The organism is Marinobacter sp., from assembly GCF_033722735.1.
Classification (GTDB): domain Bacteria; phylum Pseudomonadota; class Gammaproteobacteria; order Pseudomonadales; family Oleiphilaceae; genus Marinobacter.
Map to the genome: position 1 here is coordinate 14,398 of NZ_JAWVYN010000010.1, position 17,722 is coordinate 32,119.

17 protein-coding genes are annotated in these 17,722 nt (G+C 62.5%); 7 read left to right on the plus strand and 10 right to left on the minus strand.

The window, feature by feature from the left end; genetic code table 11:
• Nucleotides 1–50: 50 nt before the first annotated feature.
• From msrB to R3175_RS09165, 4 genes are all read right to left on the minus strand, one after another.
• On the minus strand, nt 51–1,208 hold the full coding sequence (gene msrB / locus R3175_RS09150; RefSeq protein WP_318943963.1) for a peptide-methionine (R)-S-oxide reductase MsrB: 1,158 nt from the start codon (nt 1,206–1,208) through the stop codon (nt 51–53).
• Nucleotides 1,209–1,303: 95 nt separating this feature from the next.
• Nucleotides 1,304–2,782 (minus strand): sensor histidine kinase, encoded by a 1,479-nt coding sequence (locus tag R3175_RS09155; protein ID WP_318943964.1) that lies wholly within the window; start codon nt 2,780–2,782, stop codon nt 1,304–1,306.
• Nucleotides 2,783–2,785: 3 nt separating this feature from the next.
• Nucleotides 2,786–3,490 carry a response regulator transcription factor gene (locus R3175_RS09160; RefSeq protein ID WP_318943965.1) on the minus strand — a complete coding sequence of 235 codons (705 nt, stop codon included), beginning with the start codon at nt 3,488–3,490 and terminating at the stop codon, nt 2,786–2,788.
• A 97-nt stretch (nt 3,491–3,587) separates the two neighbouring features.
• On the minus strand, nt 3,588–3,902 hold the full coding sequence (locus R3175_RS09165; RefSeq protein ID WP_318943966.1) for a hypothetical protein: 315 nt from the start codon (nt 3,900–3,902) through the stop codon (nt 3,588–3,590).
• A 223-nt stretch (nt 3,903–4,125) separates the two neighbouring features.
• Here R3175_RS09165 and R3175_RS09170 point away from each other — a divergent pair, with 223 nt between their 5' ends.
• From R3175_RS09170 to R3175_RS09185, 4 genes are all read left to right on the plus strand, one after another.
• On the plus strand, nt 4,126–4,710 hold the full coding sequence (locus R3175_RS09170) for a QsdR family transcriptional regulator (protein ID WP_318943967.1): 585 nt from the start codon (nt 4,126–4,128) through the stop codon (nt 4,708–4,710).
• Nucleotides 4,711–4,943: 233 nt separating this feature from the next.
• Nucleotides 4,944–6,113, plus strand: a complete 1,170-nt coding sequence (locus R3175_RS09175) for an acyl-CoA dehydrogenase (RefSeq protein WP_318943968.1) — start codon at nt 4,944–4,946, stop codon at nt 6,111–6,113.
• A gap of 12 nt (nt 6,114–6,125) precedes the next feature.
• The gene (locus tag R3175_RS09180; protein WP_318943969.1) at nt 6,126–6,407 is read left to right on the plus strand and encodes a SelT/SelW/SelH family protein; all 282 of its coding nucleotides are present in this window, start codon (nt 6,126–6,128) and stop codon (nt 6,405–6,407) included.
• Between the two features lie 83 nt (nt 6,408–6,490).
• On the plus strand, nt 6,491–6,868 hold the full coding sequence (locus R3175_RS09185; protein ID WP_318943970.1) for a VOC family protein: 378 nt from the start codon (nt 6,491–6,493) through the stop codon (nt 6,866–6,868).
• On the opposite strand, the gene R3175_RS09190 is transcribed toward R3175_RS09185, so the two are convergent.
• Nucleotides 6,865–7,716, minus strand: coding sequence for a serine aminopeptidase domain-containing protein (locus tag R3175_RS09190; protein ID WP_318943971.1), 852 nt, complete (start codon nt 7,714–7,716; stop codon nt 6,865–6,867). The two genes, R3175_RS09185 and R3175_RS09190, sit on opposite strands and share 4 nt — an antisense overlap.
• Nucleotides 7,717–7,795: 79 nt before the next feature.
• On the minus strand, nt 7,796–8,209 hold the full coding sequence (locus R3175_RS09195; protein WP_318943972.1) for a MarR family transcriptional regulator: 414 nt from the start codon (nt 8,207–8,209) through the stop codon (nt 7,796–7,798).
• A gap of 145 nt (nt 8,210–8,354) precedes the next feature.
• Between R3175_RS09195 and R3175_RS09200 the strand changes: the two genes are divergently transcribed.
• Together R3175_RS09200 and R3175_RS09205 are read left to right on the plus strand one after the other, a co-directional pair.
• A complete protein-coding gene (locus R3175_RS09200) occupies nt 8,355–9,047 on the plus strand; it encodes an SOS response-associated peptidase (protein WP_318943973.1) in 693 nt (230 codons plus the stop codon).
• 30 nt (nt 9,048–9,077) lie between these two features.
• Entirely contained in the window at nt 9,078–9,635 is a 558-nt protein-coding gene (locus tag R3175_RS09205; protein ID WP_318943974.1) for a PadR family transcriptional regulator, read from the plus strand.
• Between the two features lie 25 nt (nt 9,636–9,660).
• On the opposite strand, the gene R3175_RS09210 is transcribed toward R3175_RS09205, so the two are convergent.
• Nucleotides 9,661–10,662, minus strand: a complete 1,002-nt coding sequence (locus tag R3175_RS09210) for a nitronate monooxygenase family protein (RefSeq protein ID WP_318943975.1) — start codon at nt 10,660–10,662, stop codon at nt 9,661–9,663.
• Between the two features lie 257 nt (nt 10,663–10,919).
• Here R3175_RS09210 and R3175_RS09215 point away from each other — a divergent pair, with 257 nt between their 5' ends.
• Entirely contained in the window at nt 10,920–12,362 is a 1,443-nt protein-coding gene (locus R3175_RS09215; RefSeq protein ID WP_318943976.1) for an amidohydrolase family protein, read from the plus strand.
• Nucleotides 12,363–12,418: 56 nt separating this feature from the next.
• Here R3175_RS09215 and R3175_RS09220 read toward each other — a convergent pair whose 3' ends face one another.
• The 3 genes from R3175_RS09220 to R3175_RS09230 all read right to left on the minus strand — a co-directional run bounded on the left by R3175_RS09220 (nt 12,419) and on the right by R3175_RS09230 (nt 17,722).
• Nucleotides 12,419–12,967, minus strand: a complete 549-nt coding sequence (locus tag R3175_RS09220) for a hypothetical protein (protein WP_318943977.1) — start codon at nt 12,965–12,967, stop codon at nt 12,419–12,421.
• A gap of 149 nt (nt 12,968–13,116) precedes the next feature.
• Nucleotides 13,117–17,193: a pilus assembly protein gene (locus tag R3175_RS09225; protein ID WP_318943978.1), complete on the minus strand. Its 4,077-nt coding sequence runs from the start codon at nt 17,191–17,193 to the stop codon at nt 13,117–13,119.
• Nucleotides 17,177–17,722, minus strand: a complete 546-nt coding sequence (locus R3175_RS09230; RefSeq protein ID WP_318943979.1) for a pilus assembly protein — start codon at nt 17,720–17,722, stop codon at nt 17,177–17,179. Before R3175_RS09230 ends, R3175_RS09225 begins: the two co-directional genes overlap by 17 nt.

The following is a 17,722-nucleotide window of genomic DNA, read 5'->3' on the forward strand; positions in this document are numbered from 1 at the left end:
CCGAACCGTCGGCCAACGGCCCGGGCCTTCTCCTTGGCCGACATTCCCCGTTACATCTCAACGGCCTTCGGCGTCACCCGGTCCAGGTACTCGCCGTACCCCTCGGCCACCATCCGCTCCCTGGGAATGAAGCGCAGCGCGGCGGAGTTCATGCAGTAGCGCAGGCCGGTGGGCGGTGGGCCGTCCTCGAACACGTGGCCGAGGTGGGAGTCGGCGTACTTGCTGCGGATTTCCACCCGGGTCATGAACAGGCTGCGGTCTTCCCGCTCCACCACCACACCCGGCTCGATGGGCCTGGTGAAACTGGGCCAGCCGGTGCCGGACTTGTACTTGTCATCGGAGGAGAACAGCGGTTCGCCGGAGACCACGTCCACATAGAGGCCGGCCCGCTTTTCATTCCAGTAGGTGTTGTTGAACGCCCGCTCGGTGCCGTCCTCCTGCGTCACCTGGTACTGCAGCGGAGTCAGGCGTTGCTTCAGTTCGTCGTCGCTGGGCTTGACGAAATCGGCCGGATTGAAGCCGGCGGCCCCGCCCATGGGCTCGGGCCGGAACTGGCTGTAGTCGATCTCCCGGTCTTCGCCCCAGACCTCGTCGACGAACTGGTAGCGGCCGGAGTTGAAGGTGTAGAACTTGTAGCGGATCGGATTCTTCTTGTAGTAGTCCTGATGGTACTCCTCGGCGTCATAGAACACCTGGAACGGCGCGATCTCGATGATCACCGGCTTGTCGTAGCGGCCGGATTCAGCCAACACCTGCTTCGCGGTCTCGGCGGCCTGGCGCTGGGCCTCGTTGTGGTAGAAGATACCCGGGCGGTACTGGCGTCCGCGGTCAACAAACTGACCGTTGGGATCGGTGGGGTTCATGGTCCGCCACAAGGCCTGTAACAGTCCCTCGTAGGTGATCACATCCGGGTCGTAGTAGACCTGGACCGCCTCGGTATGGCCGGTGCTGCCGGAGGATACCTGCTTGTAGGTGGGATTGGCCTCAACGCCACCGGTGTAGCCGGAGACGGCCTCCACCACACCCGGCAGTTTCTCGTAGGCCGCTTCCACACACCAGAAACAGCCGCCGGCAAAGGTGGCTACCGCCAGGCTGGGATCGTCCGGTGCATACAGCGATGGCTCCGCGACCGGGTCCCGGTCGCCCAGGGTCCAGCCAATAACCGCCAACCCCATTACCAGGGCCGCACTTTGCACATATCGCTTCATATTTGTTGCCTCCTGTACCCAACCAACCGGTGGGTTCCTCTGTGTTTATGGACACCAGTGTGTACGCAAAATTTCACGGGACGGTCGGGGATTTCTTACGAATCTATAACGATGGGCAACGTGATGGTGAAGGCGGTGCCCCGGGGCTGAAGGTTGCGCACCTCGATCCCGCCCTGCTGCAGGGTCATGATGCGCTTGGCGATGGCCAGGCCCAGGCCGGCGTGGCCGCCGGCGTTGCCGGATTCACCCCGGTAGAAGGCGTCGAAGATGTGGGGCAGGTCCTGCTCGGCGATACCCGGTCCCGCATCCCTGACGGTTACGCGAAGCCACTCATCCTGCCGGTCCATGTCCAGAACCACCTCGCTGCCCTCAGGGCTGTACTCGATGGCGTTGCCGATCAGGTTGTCCAGCACCCGTTCGGTCATGGCCAGGTCGCCATGGGCCAGGGGCAGGCTGGGGGTTCTCGCAACCCTCAGTCGCACCGCTTTTGCCCCAGCCCGCGGGCTGTGTTTCTGCACCACGTCGTGGACCAACTCCGCCAGCGGGAAGGGTTCCGGCCGGGGCTGTTTTTCCCGTGCCTCCAGCGCCGCCAGTTCGAACAGCTCGTCCACTTGGCGGCTCAACCGCCGGCCTTCCGCCAGGGCAATATCCAGGAACTGTTCCTGCTCCCCCGCACTGAGGGTAGCCCGCTTCATCCGCAGGCTCTCGATGTAGCCCTGCATGGACGCCAGGGGCGTACGCAGGTCGTGGGACACCTGGGCCACCAGGCGCCGGCGCAGGGCGTCTTTCTCCTGCAGCTGTTCGATCTGGCTGGCGATACGCTCGGCCATCCGGTCGAAGGCCACCCCCAGGTAATCAATCTCATCCCGCACCAACGGGCGCTGCTGTTGCCAGGTCTGTTGCGGTGGCTGGCTCATGTCGCCGGTTTCAAAGCGTTCCACCAGCTGGGTGAGCTGGCTCAGGCGTCGGGTCAGCAGGCGAAACACCGCCAGCCCTGCCAGCATGCCCACCACCAGACTGATCAGCACGGCCCAGGCACTCATCTCGATGAACTGGCTGCTGCGGGCCATCTGTTCCGCCATGTCGAACTCCTCGCCCCGCAGGACCACGTAGAGGTAGCCATCCGGATTGACGGCGGAAGGGATGGGGGTGACCGAGAACACTTTCTGGCGATCGTGGCTGCGAGGGTCATCCCCCAGCACCGGGTAGGCGCTCATGTCCGCCAGCAGACGGCGCACCGGGGCCAGGTCAACGTGGTTGCGCTTGATCTTGGCCGGGTCCGCAGAGTACGCGAGGATCTTGCCCTTGGGGTCCAGCAGGTAGATCTCGATGCTGGGATTGATGGTCATGTACAGGTCGAACAGCTCTTTGAGAGCCGCCTCATCCAGCCGGCCCTCATCCACCAGGTTACGGTCCTGCACCAGCTTTTCCGCCAGGTCCCGGTGCAGTTCCTGGTTGACCGAGGCGGTGTACTCCCGCAGGGAATAGAAGCTGATGAAGGAATACAGCAGGCCCACACTGACCAGCAGCAGGAACAGCCAGAACGCCAGGCGGGTGTAGAGGGTTTTCAGCATGGTTCAGTCCCGGAAGCGATAGCCCACCCCCCACACGGTCTGGATGAAGTCCGGGTTGGCCGGATCGGCCTCAATCTTGTTGCGCAGCCGGTTGATGTGGGTGTTGACGGTGTGTTCGTAGCCTTCGTGATTGTAGCCCCAGACGGCGTCCAGCAACTGGGTGCGGCTGAACACCCGTCCGGGGTGGCTGGCAAAGTGCCACAGCAGGTCAAACTCCCGGGCGGTAAGCTCCGCTTCCTTGCCATGGACCGTCACCTTGCGGCGGGTGGGGTCGATGTGCAGCCCCTCGCACTCGATCACTTCGCTGTCGGGTGCGACCTCGGCTGCCGGAGCCGCCATGGCATCGACGCGACGGAACAGCGCCTTGATCCGGGCGGCCAGCTCGGCCACGCTGAAGGGTTTGGTGAGGTAGTCGTCAGCGCCCATTTCCAACCCTAGCACCCGGTCCAGCTCGGTGGATTTGGCGGTCAGCATCAGCACCGGCACGTAACCGGGGCCGCTGCGGATTTCCCGGCACACCGACAGGCCATCCAGACCCGGTAGCATCAGGTCCAGGACCACCAGGTCAATGCCCCCCTGGCGGTAGCGCTCAAGCCCGGTGTCACCCCGGTCGCAATGAATCGCGGTCAGCCCCAGGTCTTCCACGTGCATGCGGACCAGCTGGGCAATGCCCGGATTGTCTTCGATGATCAGTACCGTGCGTGTCATGGGCTCCTGAATCTCAATACGGTGGCAGCAGCCGGGGCCTGCTGTTTCGACAGGTCATCTCGCCAACCTGCTGGACCCGGCCCGCCACTGGTGCTGCCTAGTTCATGGTGTCGGACCCGGACATACCGTGGTCTTCCATCATGGGCTCGTCCATCATCCCGCCGTCCATGGTGTCGCCTTTCATGGTGTCAGGCTTCATACCATCACCCATGCCGTCGGCCATGTCATTGGACATCATGGCGCCGTCCGCCATTTCATTGTGGCCACTTTCTGCCATGGAACCGTGGCTGGCCATGCCGTCATCCATCATCTTGTCGTCGTCCATCATATCGCCAGCCTGGGCTACGCCCGCCATCAGGACCAGCGGTACTGCCAATGCCAACATTCGTGCTGTGCCAATGGTTTTCATCATGCTCTCCTCAAGTTGTGGACCTGCAACCTTGCAGATCTCAAGGCACAGCTTGCGGAGTTGCCATCACGTCATCGTCACACAGCTTTAAACAGTCTATAGCGGAAACTTCACAAAACCATAACGCCAGCAACAGGATAGCCATGAGATCACGACGGCCGAGCGCTTCGTGGATAGACACCGGCATTGTGGTTAGAATGTGGCGAAGCTGCGAATTGAGGTTTCAGTGTCCAATAACAACAACACCATCAAGGCCACGCCGGCGGAAGCCCTGCGCCGCGCCCGCCGTCACTGGCTCAAGGGCGAGCGCATCCACCTGGCCACCCTCGCCGCCGAGCTCAGCATCGGCCGGGCCACGCTGTTCCGATGGGTGGGTAACAAGGACCTGTTGATCGGCGAAGTGCTGTGGTCGCTCTATGAGTCCCTGCGCCAGGAAGCCATTACGGCAACGCCGGGGGAAGGGGTCGAGTTCGTGGTGGGGGTGTACCGCTACATCAACTCGACCCTGTTGCATGCCGAACCCTTGCGGCGATTCATCAACCAGGCCCCGGAGTATGCCCTGCGCATTCTCACCTCCTCCCAGTCCACCCTCCACAGCCGGACGGTAGAAGCCAACAGGCGCACGCTGACCGAGCAGATCGATCGGGGCTGCCTCCAGCCGCCACTGAACATCGACAGCCTGGCCTACTTCATGGTGCGACTGGCGGAATCCTGCCTCTACAGCGACGTCATCTGTGGCCGAGAGCCACGAAGAGAGGAACTGGAGGACGCCTGTATCGCCGTGCGCATCATGCTGGGCGGCAAGCCCTGAAGCCACCGCCCGGACTCCCGCACCGGCCCATAGCGGGACACCGACGTCCTGACCTGGAGCCTCCTGCGCGGTTGACGAGGCGGACGATACCGTGAACGCTTATAGTATTGGCTTGTTCATCAGAAACGACACTTTCAGAGCCCCTTATAAAGACCCGCCAGCGCAGCTGTCCACCCGATCAACGGCCGGGGACCGGCCCGCTCGGCAGGTCCCTCTTGATCAGGAGAATGTCTATGGCTGCCGCACCCTGGGATGATCTGCTGCAATTCGACCAGCAGCTTGACGAAACCGAACGCCAGGTTCAGGACAGCACCCGCGCCTTCTGTGACCGGCAACTGATGCCGGGCATTACCAAGGCCAATCGTCAGGAAACCTTTGACCCCGCCATCTACCCAGCCATGGGCGAGCAGGGCCTGCTCGGCGCCACCCTGCCGGAGGAGTATGGCGGCCCCGGTCTGAATCACGTCTGCTACGGCCTGATCGCCCGGGAAGTGGAGCGGGTGGACTCCGCCTACCGCTCTGCCCTCTCGGTGCAATCGTCCCTGGTGATGTACCCGATCTTTGCCTACGGCAACGAAGCCCTGAAGCAACGGCTCCTTCCCAGGCTGGCCGCCGGTGAACTGGTGGGCTGCTTTGGTCTGACCGAGCCCAACCACGGTTCCGATCCGGGCGGCATGGAAACCCGGGCCAGGAAAGTGGACGGCGGCTATCTGCTGAGCGGCGCCAAGACGTGGATCACCAACTCGCCGATTGCCGATCTCTGCGTGGTCTGGGGCAAGCTCGACGGCAAGGTCAACGGCTTCGTCATCGAGCGTGACGGCAGCAGCGGTCTAGACACGCCAAAGATCGAGGGCAAGTTCTCCCTTCGCGCGTCCGTCACTGGCTCCATCTTTATGGACGAGGTGTTCGTGCCGGAGGAGAATCGCCTCGAGATCGAAGGCCTGAAGGGGCCACTGAGCTGTCTGTCCAAGGCACGCTTCGGCATCAGCTGGGGCGCCCTGGGTGCCGCCGAGTTCTGCTGGCACGCCGCCCGTAGCTACACCCTGGAACGCCAGCAGTTCGGTCGCCCGCTGGCTGCGAACCAGCTGATCCAGAAGAAACTGGTGGACATGCAGACGGAGATCACCCTGGGCCTGCAGGCGGTTCTGCAGCTGGCCCGCCTGATGGACGCGGGGGAGGCCTCCGCGGATGCGGTATCCCTACTGAAGCGCAATAACTGCGGCAAGGCCCTGGACATTGCCCGCGTTGCCCGGGACATGCATGGCGGCAACGGCGTCTCCGATGAATACCATGTCATTCGCCACATGATGAACCTGGAAGCCGTCAACACCTACGAAGGCACCCACGATGTCCATGCCCTGATCCTGGGCCGAGGCCAGACCGGAATACAGGCCTTCAGCTAGGAGAGCAACCCCATGACCAACCACGTCAGAATTCACTATTGCACCCAGTGCGGCTGGCTGTTGCGCGCCGCCTGGATGGCCCAGGAACTGTTGACGACCTTTGTCGACGAGATCGGTGAGCTGTCCCTGAGGCCGGGCACCGGCGGCATCTTCGAAGTGAGTGTCAACGACAGGGTCATCTGGTCCCGTAAAGAGGCCAGGCGCTTCCCGGAGATCACCGAACTCAAACGCCTGGTGCGGGATGAAGTGGCCCCCGACCGGGATCTTGGGCACATAGACAGGCAGAAGCCTTAGCAGCCGGCAAGCTCTGGATTCCGCCAACAGTGTGTCGGCCTACAGCCATGTGACACCTCACAAGACAGCAAAGGAATTCAAGGATGAACTCCCTCGCATACTACGAAATTCAGGCGGACGACCCCGAGCGGGCCATCCGATTCTACGAGACCGTGTTCGGATGGCAGTTCCAGCGACAGGAAGGCCTGCCGGTAGACTACTGGCGAATCCGGAGTGAGGGCATCCAGGGTGGCCTGCTACAACGACCCGCCGCCACACCGCCCCCGGAGTGCGGGACCAACGGCTATGTCTGTTCCCTGCAGGTGGCCGATTTCGACACCACCGCACGGCGCATCGAGCAGGCCGGGGGCCAGATCGCCCTGCCCAGGTTTCCCGTCCCCGGAGTCTGCTGGCAGGGTTACTTCATCGATCCGGAAGGCAACACCTTTGGCATTTTTCAGGTCGACACCGAGGCCGGCTAAGCCGCCAGCTCGTCGAGAATGTAACGTTCCCACAGGGCCCGGTAACGGTTCTTGTGCCAGCCGATATGACCAATTCGCTTCTGGCCGATATCGGCGGGCTCGATGGTCACCATCTTCTTGGGTGCGCCGGTGAAGAAACCGTGCAGCGTCTCGATACTGCGCCGGGACATCATCTCGTCGTCGCTGAACCGCAGGGCGGTGATGGGGATGTCGACACTGGCGAATCGCTGCGCGAGCGCCTCGCCTTCCACCCCCACCACGTACCGGGGATGCAGGCACCATTTCCGCCATTGCATCATCACCCCCTTGGGCAGGTCGCACATGATGTTCAGGCGGTCACCGGGAAAGTAACCCGCCACCGGCACCACGGTGGGAACCAGCAGGTACCAGATCAGCCAGGCCACCCGCTTGGTGGGCGGGGAATTGTGCAGCCAGTAACCGCTGCCGGCGGCCACGGTAATGGCCCGATCAATCCGGTCGGTGCTGTCCATCATGCCCAACAGATGGCCTCCCACACTGTGGCCCAGCCATATGCGGCGCTGCTGCGGGAAAGTCTGCGCCACATAGTCCAGCACCGCGGGGCAGTCGTACCTGGCCCAGCTCAGCATAGTGGCCTGACTGCGTTTGACGTGGCGGTCGACGGACTCGCCAATGCCGTCGTAGTCGAAGGTGACCGCGGTATAGCCCTGACAGCTCAGCCAGCGGGCAAAATCCTCGTAATGGCGCTGTGCCACACCTGTGGCACTGGCGATGATGACCACTGCCTGGCTCTCGGCCTGGGGCAGGTAGAGGCGGGCGGTGATCTTGTGGCCACCGGCGGTCGGTAGCACCTGGGTCAAATAAGTCATTGCTCTCTCCTTGAAATCGCTCAAGCCATCCCCTGAAGGCACTCAGCCTATCCACCTGGAAATGCTCAAGGTTGTCCCCTCAGAAGCGCTCGAGCAGGGCGTTCAGGAAGCGGAATACCACCTCCATTTCCTCATCACTGAAGCCATCCATCATTTTCTGGTTCAGCTCGTGAATGAAGGGCGGCAATTCCTCCAGCTTTTGCCGCCCCTCCTCCGTGAGTTGCAGGCGGGTCACCCGGCCATCCTCGGGACACGGCTCTCGCTGCACCAGGCCACTGAGCTCCATCCGGCTGACCAGCCCGGTCACCGCCGGGTTATTCAACCCCAGGGCCTGGGACAACGTCTTTTGCTGGGCCCCCGGATGTTTGCCCAGGTACATCAATACCCCCAGGCGGGTCACGGACGTGCCGAAATGGTCTTCGGCCCGGCGGTCCACATAGCGGAAGACCCGGTGCTGGGCCTGGTTGAGCAGGAAAAACAGTCGGCGATCCATCCGGGAGACACCCTCATTTAGTTCACGTGCGAACCAATATAATTCATATGCGAAGTAGTTTGCAAACCGCCTCCTCTGTCGATCCTGGGCTAACCTGCAAGAGGAAACGGAAAAGCAGACATCGTTATTCTGCGTGGGAATGGTTATGTGTGGACGCTACAACGTCATCGATGATCCGGACATCCGGCGGCTGATGGACAGCCTCGGGCTGCCGCTGTACCCGGAAACCCGGCTCAATATCGCCCCCGGCGGCTGGGGACAGATCGTCTTCGATGCCGGCCAGGGCCGGGTGCTGGAGGACGCCGTCTGGTCGCTGCTGATCGAGCGCAAGCCCGACGGCGAGGGTTATCGGCCGTCCCCCAAATACAGCACCTTCAACGCCCGGGCCGGCAAGCTGGGCTCTAGCCCGCTTTGGAAACGCCGTTTCCCCAGGCAGCGGGCCATCGTCCCGGCCAGCGGCTTTCACGAATGGACCGGCCCCAAGGGCAGCAAGCAGTGCCATAACATCCGTGCCGCCCGCGGTGCGATCGCGTTTGCGGGACTGTACGAGATCTGGGATTTCCAGGGCGAACGGGTGCCCTCATTCTCAATCATCACCCTGCCTCCCCACCCCCGATTCCACCACATCCACGACAAGAGCTTTCCGCTGATGCTGACCCCGGAGGACTTTGACATGTGGCTGGATCCGGATCTTCACAACACCGACCCGTTCCAGCATCTGTTCACACCCCATCTCCCGGTCGCGATCGAGATCACACCGGTCCGTTCCCCGGATACGCTGACCGCGGTCGGCGACACCGAGACCCTTCCCGCCGACGACAGCCGGAGCACTGATTGACAGTGCTCCCCGCCCCGATAGAATTCGCTCATGACCATTCAACACGCCCTGCTCACCTCCCTGCTCGAAAAGCCCTCCACCGGCTACCAACTGGCCAATCGTTTCAACCGTTCCATCGGCTATTTCTGGCAGGCCAGCCACCAGCAAATCTACCGGGAACTCAAACGCATGGCCGCCGCGGGTTGGCTGGAAGCCGAGGAGGACGGCGAGCCGGGTGGACGCCAACGCAAGACCTACCACGTCTTGCCCGCAGGCCGGGAGGAGCTGGTTCGCTGGGTGTCGGAACCGGAAAGCTCGGGCCCCTGCACCTCAGCGTTGCTGGTCAAACTGAGGGCCGAAGCCATCCTGGGGCCGCTGGGGGTCAGACAGGAAATGCAGCGATTGTGGGCCTACCACGAAGAACGGCTGGCCACCTATCGGCAGATCGAACAGCGGGACTTTGCCGGCGAACATCTGACCGTCGCCCAGCAACTGCAACACCGGGTGCTGCGCATGGGGATCATGAAGGAAGAGAACTGGCTGGCCTGGGCGGGGGAAACACTGACGCTGCTGGAAACCATCGCAGGGGACGGCTCCACCAGCGCCTGAGTAGCGGCATAGCAGCGGGGACCTTTTAGTCTACCGACTCTGGCTGCCGATCGAGCGACCATTCCGCCAGACCCAACCGGGCGCAGGCGTCCCGGTACTCGGCGCGCAACCGGTTAACCAGGTCTGCCGCCCGCTCGACCCGCTTGACCGCGCCGATGCCTTGGCCGGCGCCCCAGATGTCCCGCCAGGCCTTGCTCTTGGAGCTGCCACCGGAGCCAAAACTCATCCTGGAGGGATCGGATTCCGGCAGGTCGTCCGGATCCAGGCCGCTGTTGACGATGCTCTGGCGCAGGTAGTTGCCGTGCACGCCGGTAAACAGGTTGGAGTACACAATGTCCTCGGCACCACTGTCCACCACCATCTGTTTGTAGGCGTCGACCGCATTGGCCTCTTCCGTGGCGATGAAGGCGGAGCCGATGTAGGCCAGGTCAGCCCCAGCGGCTTGGGCCGCCAGCACGGCATTGCCGTTGGCGATGGAGCCGGAGAGCAGCAACGGACCATCGAACCATTCGCGGATTTCCTGCACCAGGGCAAACGGTGACTGGGTACCGGCATGGCCCCCGGCACCGGCCGCCACCGCGATCAGGCCATCGGCGCCCTTGTCGATGGCCTTGCGGGCAAACCGGTTGTTGATCACGTCGTGGAGCACGATCCCGCCATAGTCGTGGACCCGCTGGTTCAGGTCTTCCCGCGCCCCCAGAGAGGTGATGATGATCGGCACCTCGTACTTCGCGCACAGTTCCAGGTCATGCTCCAGGCGGTCATTGGACTTGTGCACGATCTGGTTGACGGCAAAGGGCGCCGCCGGACGGTCCGGGTTCTCGGCGTTGTACTCCGCCAGCTCGCGGGTGATCCGCTCCAGCCACTCGTCAAGCACATGGGCCGGGCGCGCGTTCAGCGCCGGAAACGACCCCACGACACCGGCCTTGCACTGGGCAATGACCAGATCCGGGGTGGACAGAATAAACATGGGGGAACACACTGCGGGCAATGACAGCCGTCCGCGCAAAACCTCGGGCAGGGACATGACAACTCCGTTCAATGAACTGTTGGGTCAGGGTATCGATTAATATGCAACCAGTTGCATAAAGTTATCAGCGACACGGGCTTTGTGCAATTGGTTGCATATTCACATTTCGATTACCCGTCAGGCCAAAGCTCTCCGGTTGTGACGGACACTCGATCCGATGTCACACCAATCCGCTAGAATTCGTCCAGGATTCAGGAATTACGCCATCGCTCCAACGAACGCCGTTGGCCTTATCAACCAGGGACCCGGAAACCATGACCAGACGCATTCTTTTCGCCTTTGCTCTCCTGTTAGTGTTGATCCTGCTGGCTGGAACCGGCGGCTTCTTCCATATTCAGGCCAAGGTCAATGAGAGCGCCAACCTGCTGCATCCCGCCCGCCAACCCAGCAACCGCTTGCTGATTACCCGGGTTCGGGTCTTTGACGACGCGAGCGGCGGGTTGAAACCGGTCGAGGCGGTGGAGATCCGCGAAGGCCGGATCACGGCCATCCATGGCGCCAACGCTGGCGCGCCATCGACGTTCGAAGGCGATATTCTGGCGGGAGAGAACCGGGTGCTGGTGCCCGGCCTGATCGATTTCCACGTTCACTACGGTTCCTCCGATGGCCGCCCACCCTGGGCGATGGAGGGCGTCAGCCTGTTTTCCGTGGCCGCCCAGCGCGAGGCGTTCCTCTACAGCGGTGTCACCGCTACCGTGGAAGGCTCACCCAATGCACTGGCCAACCTGGACCGTCAGCAGGGGCCTTCCCCCCGGATCTTCTCCGCCAGCCGAATGATCACCGCCGCCGACGGTCACCCGGTGCCCATGTTCCGGGAGTTTGTGCCCTGGCCGCTCACAGACTCGGTGATTGCGGAACAGGTGATGCCGGTTCGGTCCGCCGACGCTGACCAGGCCGCTATCGAGGGCCTGCTGGCTGAGGACAGCCATCACATCAAGCTGGTGTTCGATGCGGCCATCCCCTGGGATTCCCCTCGGCTCACCGAAGCCGACATCCGCCAGGTGGTGAGCCTGGCCCACAGCGCCGGCAAACCGGTGTATGTGCATGTCGGCACCACGCAGGAAGCGGTGATCGCCGCCGAAGCCGGTGCCGACGTGCTGATGCACACCCCCTATGTGGATCGATTCAGCGAGTCCGACCTGGAACGGCTCAAACGCAGCGGTACCAAGGTGGTGACCACCGGACAGATCTGGGAATGGTATGTCCGGGGTCTGAACAAGACCTCCGGGCTGACTCCGCTGGAACGACAGCTGGCGTCAGACGCCATGGTGGCGGCCTTCGAAGAGGACTGGAACGACGCCCTGGCGGATTACCAGTCCACGACCTTCTCGCCAGAGTACCGGGCCAGGATTCCGGGCTTTGCCGCCAACCAGGCGTATAACCTCAAGGCGCTGTACCGGGCGGGAGTGCCACAACTGGCGGGCACCGATTTCGGCATCCCAGGCCTGACGCCCGGTGCGTCGCTGATCCGCGAACTGACCCTCTTGCAGTCGTACGGTTACGAGCCTGTCGACCTGCTGCGTATGGCCACCAGTGCTCCCGGCGAGCTACTGGCTACTCCGGACCAATCGCTGGGCATCATCAAGGCCGGCGCCCAGGCCGACCTGTTGCTGCTGGACGGTGACCCCACCGCCGATATCGGCGCCCTTGCGGAGCTGGCTTACGTGATCCGGGATGGCAGGGTGTATAGCCGGTAAGCGCGAGCCTGGCGGGCGGGAGGCCCGAGCAAGCCACCCGGACCTCCCGCCGGTTTCTAGCCCGATACCGGCAAAGCAACCTTGCGGCGAGGCAGGTAACGGTGGAGGATCTCGCGGCTCACCAGGGCCGGCAGACGACGGCGCTCGGCCCAGTAGAACCACCAGTACTGGGGGCCTTTCGGTGTCTCCACCAATCCTTCATGGAACACGTTGGGGATGACCCGGCTGTGGGTGCGGTAGACCTTCTCGATGCGGGTGCCGGCCAGGACATAGTCGCTGCCACCGCGCCAGCATTCCAGGGCAATGATCAGACCGGCCACGGAACTGAGCATCGGCGATTTCTCGGTGAGGAAGTAGCAGGTGATCTCCACCACCTTGTCCAGTTCAAACGGCAGTTTGTCGCTGTGGTGTTGCAGCATGTTGGCGTAACGCAGATTGGGGCCATTCTTCAGCACAAAACCGCCAATCATCCGCCCTCGCCGGAACAACCCGATCACCCGCGCCTCTTCAAGATAGCCCATGGCCACGGCATTGCCGGACGCCTGTTCAAAGGCCTGTTGGTACTCCTGCAACCGGTCTGCACCGGACAGCAACCGATAGTACATACGACTTCTCCTTTGCATGTGATTTGAGTGCCGATGGGCACGTCAGGGACTTGCAAAGGAGAATTTACGGGATAACGTTAGCTATTGTCGCGTTTTATTCAACAACAACAATGGCTTACGACGAACGCAATAAGGTCTTTCTGGTTAATTCAGCGTTCGATCAGTTCACGCCAACTGATTCGGCCCCGCAGGCTGGAGGCGCCGAAATCCACCACGTTTTCGTTGGTCTCCTGGCCGAGCGCCGGATTATTCCCGGCCATGTTGTCGAACATCACGTTACCGAGGAAGGCCGACAGGGTCAGGATGCCGGGGCTGTGGTAGAAACCGGCGATGATGGTGTCGTCGTTGTTGACCGCCCGGTCACCATTAAGGTCGAAGACCGCATGATCCGGATCGGTGCCATCCAGATCCACAAACATGCGGAAACTGCTGCCGGCGGAGCCGCAGGGGTCGTCCTCGGCCGGGATGGTGGTGTTGAAGATAATGGTCCGGTTACGCACCTGGGGAGTCTGGATCACCCGCTCGCCGGCCTTGGTGTCGAAATCGATGTACCAGCCCATGTGTTCGCCGTTACCGCTGCCCCAGATCAGCTCGTCCTTCGGCAGGTTACGAATCAGCCCGAACTCGGTGCTGGATTCGGTGATCTCCCGTTCCAGCAGGTCGTCTTCAACGCTCAGCTCCTTGCTGCCGTTGTCCCAGACGCCGTAGAACGACTGGGTGGTGGTATCCACAAGGTCGGCGGTGGTCAGGTACTGGCCGGTACCGAACAGCACCAGCAGGTTGGGCGATGCACCATCTTCGGCATAGGTATTGCGCACCACCATCGGCGGCGCGGTGATGGCCTGGCCACTGGCCGCCGTGAACAGCGGCGCGGGATCGCTGCCGCTCTTGTAGGCACTTTGCCAGTTGTCATTCTTGGTGTTCAGCACCCAGAGGTTGCCATCCAGGTCCCCGGCGTAGATGCGGTCGATCACCCGGTCCTGGTCCAGGTCCACCAACCGTAGATCGGAGGTCAGGCCATGGCTGCCGCTACCGGCCAGCTCGATGTACTGGAAGTCGGTACCCTCGGTCCAGCTGCCGTCCAGTCCCCCTTCCAGCTTCAGCATGAACAGGCCGGTGGTTTCGGTGGTGGCGTTATAGCCGTTACCGAAAATGGCCACCCACTCGTAGTTGTTGCTGCCCCAGGGCACCAGGGCGATGTTGACCGGCTCGGTGGTGTAACCCAGGCGATCATCGGTGAACTCCCACATCGCCATGTCCGAGGCGCTGATGCCCTGGAGGTCCTCCGGGGTGGTGATGTCCAGGGCGAACAGCCCCTTACCACCGGCCCGCAGGCCGCCGATCAATACAGTATGCCAGGCGTCGCCATCTCCAGAATCAATGTAGGCATCGGACACGGCCGGGGACAGATCGACATAATAGCGATGCTCGTAGCCCGGTTCCGTCAGGTAACTGAGGCCGGCGTTGGTGGCTTCGTCGAACACCAGCCCCGGAATGTAGGCGAAACGCTCCTGACCGCCGGTGTTGGGTTCCAGGGTGGCGTCGAAGGCGTGCAGCATGCCGTCGTTGGCACCCACGTACACAGTAGGCGCGCGGTCCACCTTGTCCGCACGGAAGTGGGAGTAGCGCTCACCAATGCCGCCAAACGGATCCACGTCCGGCCAGCCCATGCGGGGCCGGGACACCAGCACCGGTGCGGAATACACGATATCCCCCAGCAACGAGGCCCGGGTGCGGTACTTGCTGCCCTCCAGGGTCCGCACGCCCTGGTGGTAGGCCAGCCGTTCCTGCCCCTCGGCCTCGGTGCCACCGGCCTTCAGGTCATTCTGCTGGCTGGTGGTCAGGTTGTCCCAGGTGAAATCGACACCGGTGCTGCCATTCCAGGTGACCAGGTGGCGGTCGGAAACCGTCATGTCGTCGGTCAGCACCTCACCGGCCTCCCAGTCGATGGCTTCCAGAAAGGAACCGTCGTCCCCTGCCACCAGGCGACCATTGGAAGAATTCAGCCGCCGGGCGATGAGCCGGCCACTCCAGTTGGAGGCGTTGAACGAGGCGCTGAACATCAGCGAATCGGCACTCACGCTGGCGCTGTTGAAGGCCACCGCCGCGGCGGATCCCTGCTGCACGCTGGCATCCTGCAGTGAGGCATTGATGTAGCTGGAGATGGTCTCCGGCAAATAGCTGGAGAAGATTTCCCCCAGCCCATCCACCGTGGCGTGATAGAGGTCATCGTATTGGAGGGTGGTCGAGGCCGTCTCGTCATTGACGTCCGGCCAGGTGGGCGGCGAGTCGAAGGCCTCATCCACCGAACTGTGCGACTCCCCGAACACCGAGCCGCTGCCACCCAAGTGAACGGCCAGGGTGTTGAGGTGGGGATTGATGTCATCGCAGCCCAGTTTGAGACGGTCCATGCCGGTCACCGAGTCATCGCTACAGGCGGTCGAAATGCTCACCTGGCCTGCCGGCAGGTCCGAACGCAGGTTGGTGGTGCGCAGGCCATAGGCAACGTCCGCCAGGGTACTGGAATAGGAATCCCCAAACGGTTCCGGGGCGGCATTGTCCGAGCTGCCCGTCCAGGTGTAATCCAGGTCGCTGGTAAAGCCGTCGGTGTACAACAGCGCGTAGTTCTTCTGGCACTCGTACTGGATGGGGGCGTTGTCGTCGGTACGCTGCAACTGGTCACCGATATCCGCCAGTGCCGCGCGCATGGGGGATTCGTTGCTGGCCGGGGTGTCGTCGTAACCGTGGTAGATTTCCTCCAGCAGGACATCGAACTCGCCGGCGGCCGTCCGGTCCGTGGTGTCCTTCATCACCGCATCGCTCACCCCGTCGTTGGGCAGCGTATTCGAAGCGGCATCGTTCACCGTGACGTAGTCCGCGTATATGCCGTTCAGGTTGTGGGCCGCCTGCCCCATGGAGTACCGCACGGACTGATGGCGGCGACGGTGGTACTGGAACCAGTTGGAGAAGTTCTGCAGCTCTTCCTCGAAGCTGCGGCCGCTGGGGTAGGTGGTGCGGTCAGGCTCCACTTCCACCCGTTCAAGGCAGCGGCCGTCTGGGGCCAGGGCGCCGTCGAATTTCGATCCGTCCGGGTGACGAAAGTCCAGCAGGTTTGTCGTCGACCACTGCTGCACCAGGGTCTGGTAGTGTTCCGGATTCGGCTCGGCACAATTGCCGCCGCTGCCGCCCAGCAAGGAGATGTCGTTGCTGGCATCAAACAGGTCGTACGCGCCCTCATCCACCGGCACAAAGTAGGTGGCCGCCCGGTGGGCAACGCATTGGTAGAATACGTCCTGGACGCCGTCATCCAGGAAGTCCCCCATATTGGCGAGCAAGCTGTCTGAGCTGCACCCCAAGGAGTCAAACGTAACCTCCGTCAAGCTGTTATCCAGCTCCGAGACTTCGTCCAGCACGGTCCCGACACTGTCCAGCGCGGTGGTGGCGCTTTCCAGTGCGGTGCTGATCCCCCCGGAAAAAGCGAACGGCAGGATTCGCAGTTCGGACAATGGGTAATCGGAGTCTGCGCAGTATCCCGGCGGATCACCCAAGAGGCCCAGGAAATCAACGTCCCACAAACCGCACCAGGTGTCCAAAATGACCTCGGTGAGCGACCCGGTCAGCGACTGCGCGGCGGTCTGTGCAGCTTCGTCATAGGTCACGGCGTAGTTGGGGTCCAACAACGGGTTGCCGAGTTCGGCCTCCGCGTAATCGAGCCCCTCCCAGGGCGCATAGTCCTTGGCGGGGTCGTAGTACTGGGAGTTGTAGTCATGGGACCGCATAAAGCCGAAGGCCTTGATCGGCGGCACCACCTGGTAGGTTTCGTTCAGGCGGCGGCCATCGTAATCGCGAACCCCGTCGCCATTTCCACCCGCCAACCCGACTTCGAACAGATATCCGTACTGAACGTCGCCGATCAGACTGTCGGCGATGTTCTGAAGGACGGGGACACCGGTGCCATCGATCAGTTCCCCCATCCAGGTGGTCAGGGTCTCATTGTCCAGCCGGCCATAGTCAGTGCCCGCCAGGAACAGCTCCAGGTCCATGTGCCAGGAGTCGTCTCCCACCACCATCAGGTTGTGCTTCACCGGATCGTTCAGGAACAGTGGCGACTGGCTCAACTCCCCCGGCTGGGCATAGCCGCCGAGCGGCAACAGCAGCAGAAGCGGGAACAGCAGGTGGCCGAACTGCCGGATGCGGCCAGACATCCCGTTAAATCTCTGCGGCATAGTAAACCTCCACGATGCGCTCCGAGGTACCACTGACGCCCGTTGACCGGGCCACAATACGGAAGCCCTGGGGACGGTAGTCCCCCAGGGCCATGTCCTGGCGGCCACTGACCACAACATCGGTGACTGCCGACTCTCCGGCGGTATCGCCAATCAGTTCAATGAAATAGCGCGGAGCCGGGACCCCGCCGCCCAGCTCTTCGGTCCAGGCGCTCTGGGTTGCGGTGGCCGCAAAACTGTTGTCCTCGGTCCAGGCGCTGTCGGCGTGGATATCCGGCGCTGATCCGGCCTCGTACAAAGGGCCATCGGCGTCGAAATCCGACAACACCACCGTACCGCCCTCGATGTAGGCTTCCGCCTCCCGCAGGGCGTCCTCCACGATTTCCAGCGACAGATCCCCCTGGCGCTGGGCACTGACCATCTTCTCCTGAAGTGTGACCCGTTCCATGCTGCTCATCGCCAGCAACGTCATCACCAGCAACATCAACAGGGTCATAATCAGGGCGGCGCCCCGCTCGGTCTTAGCCAT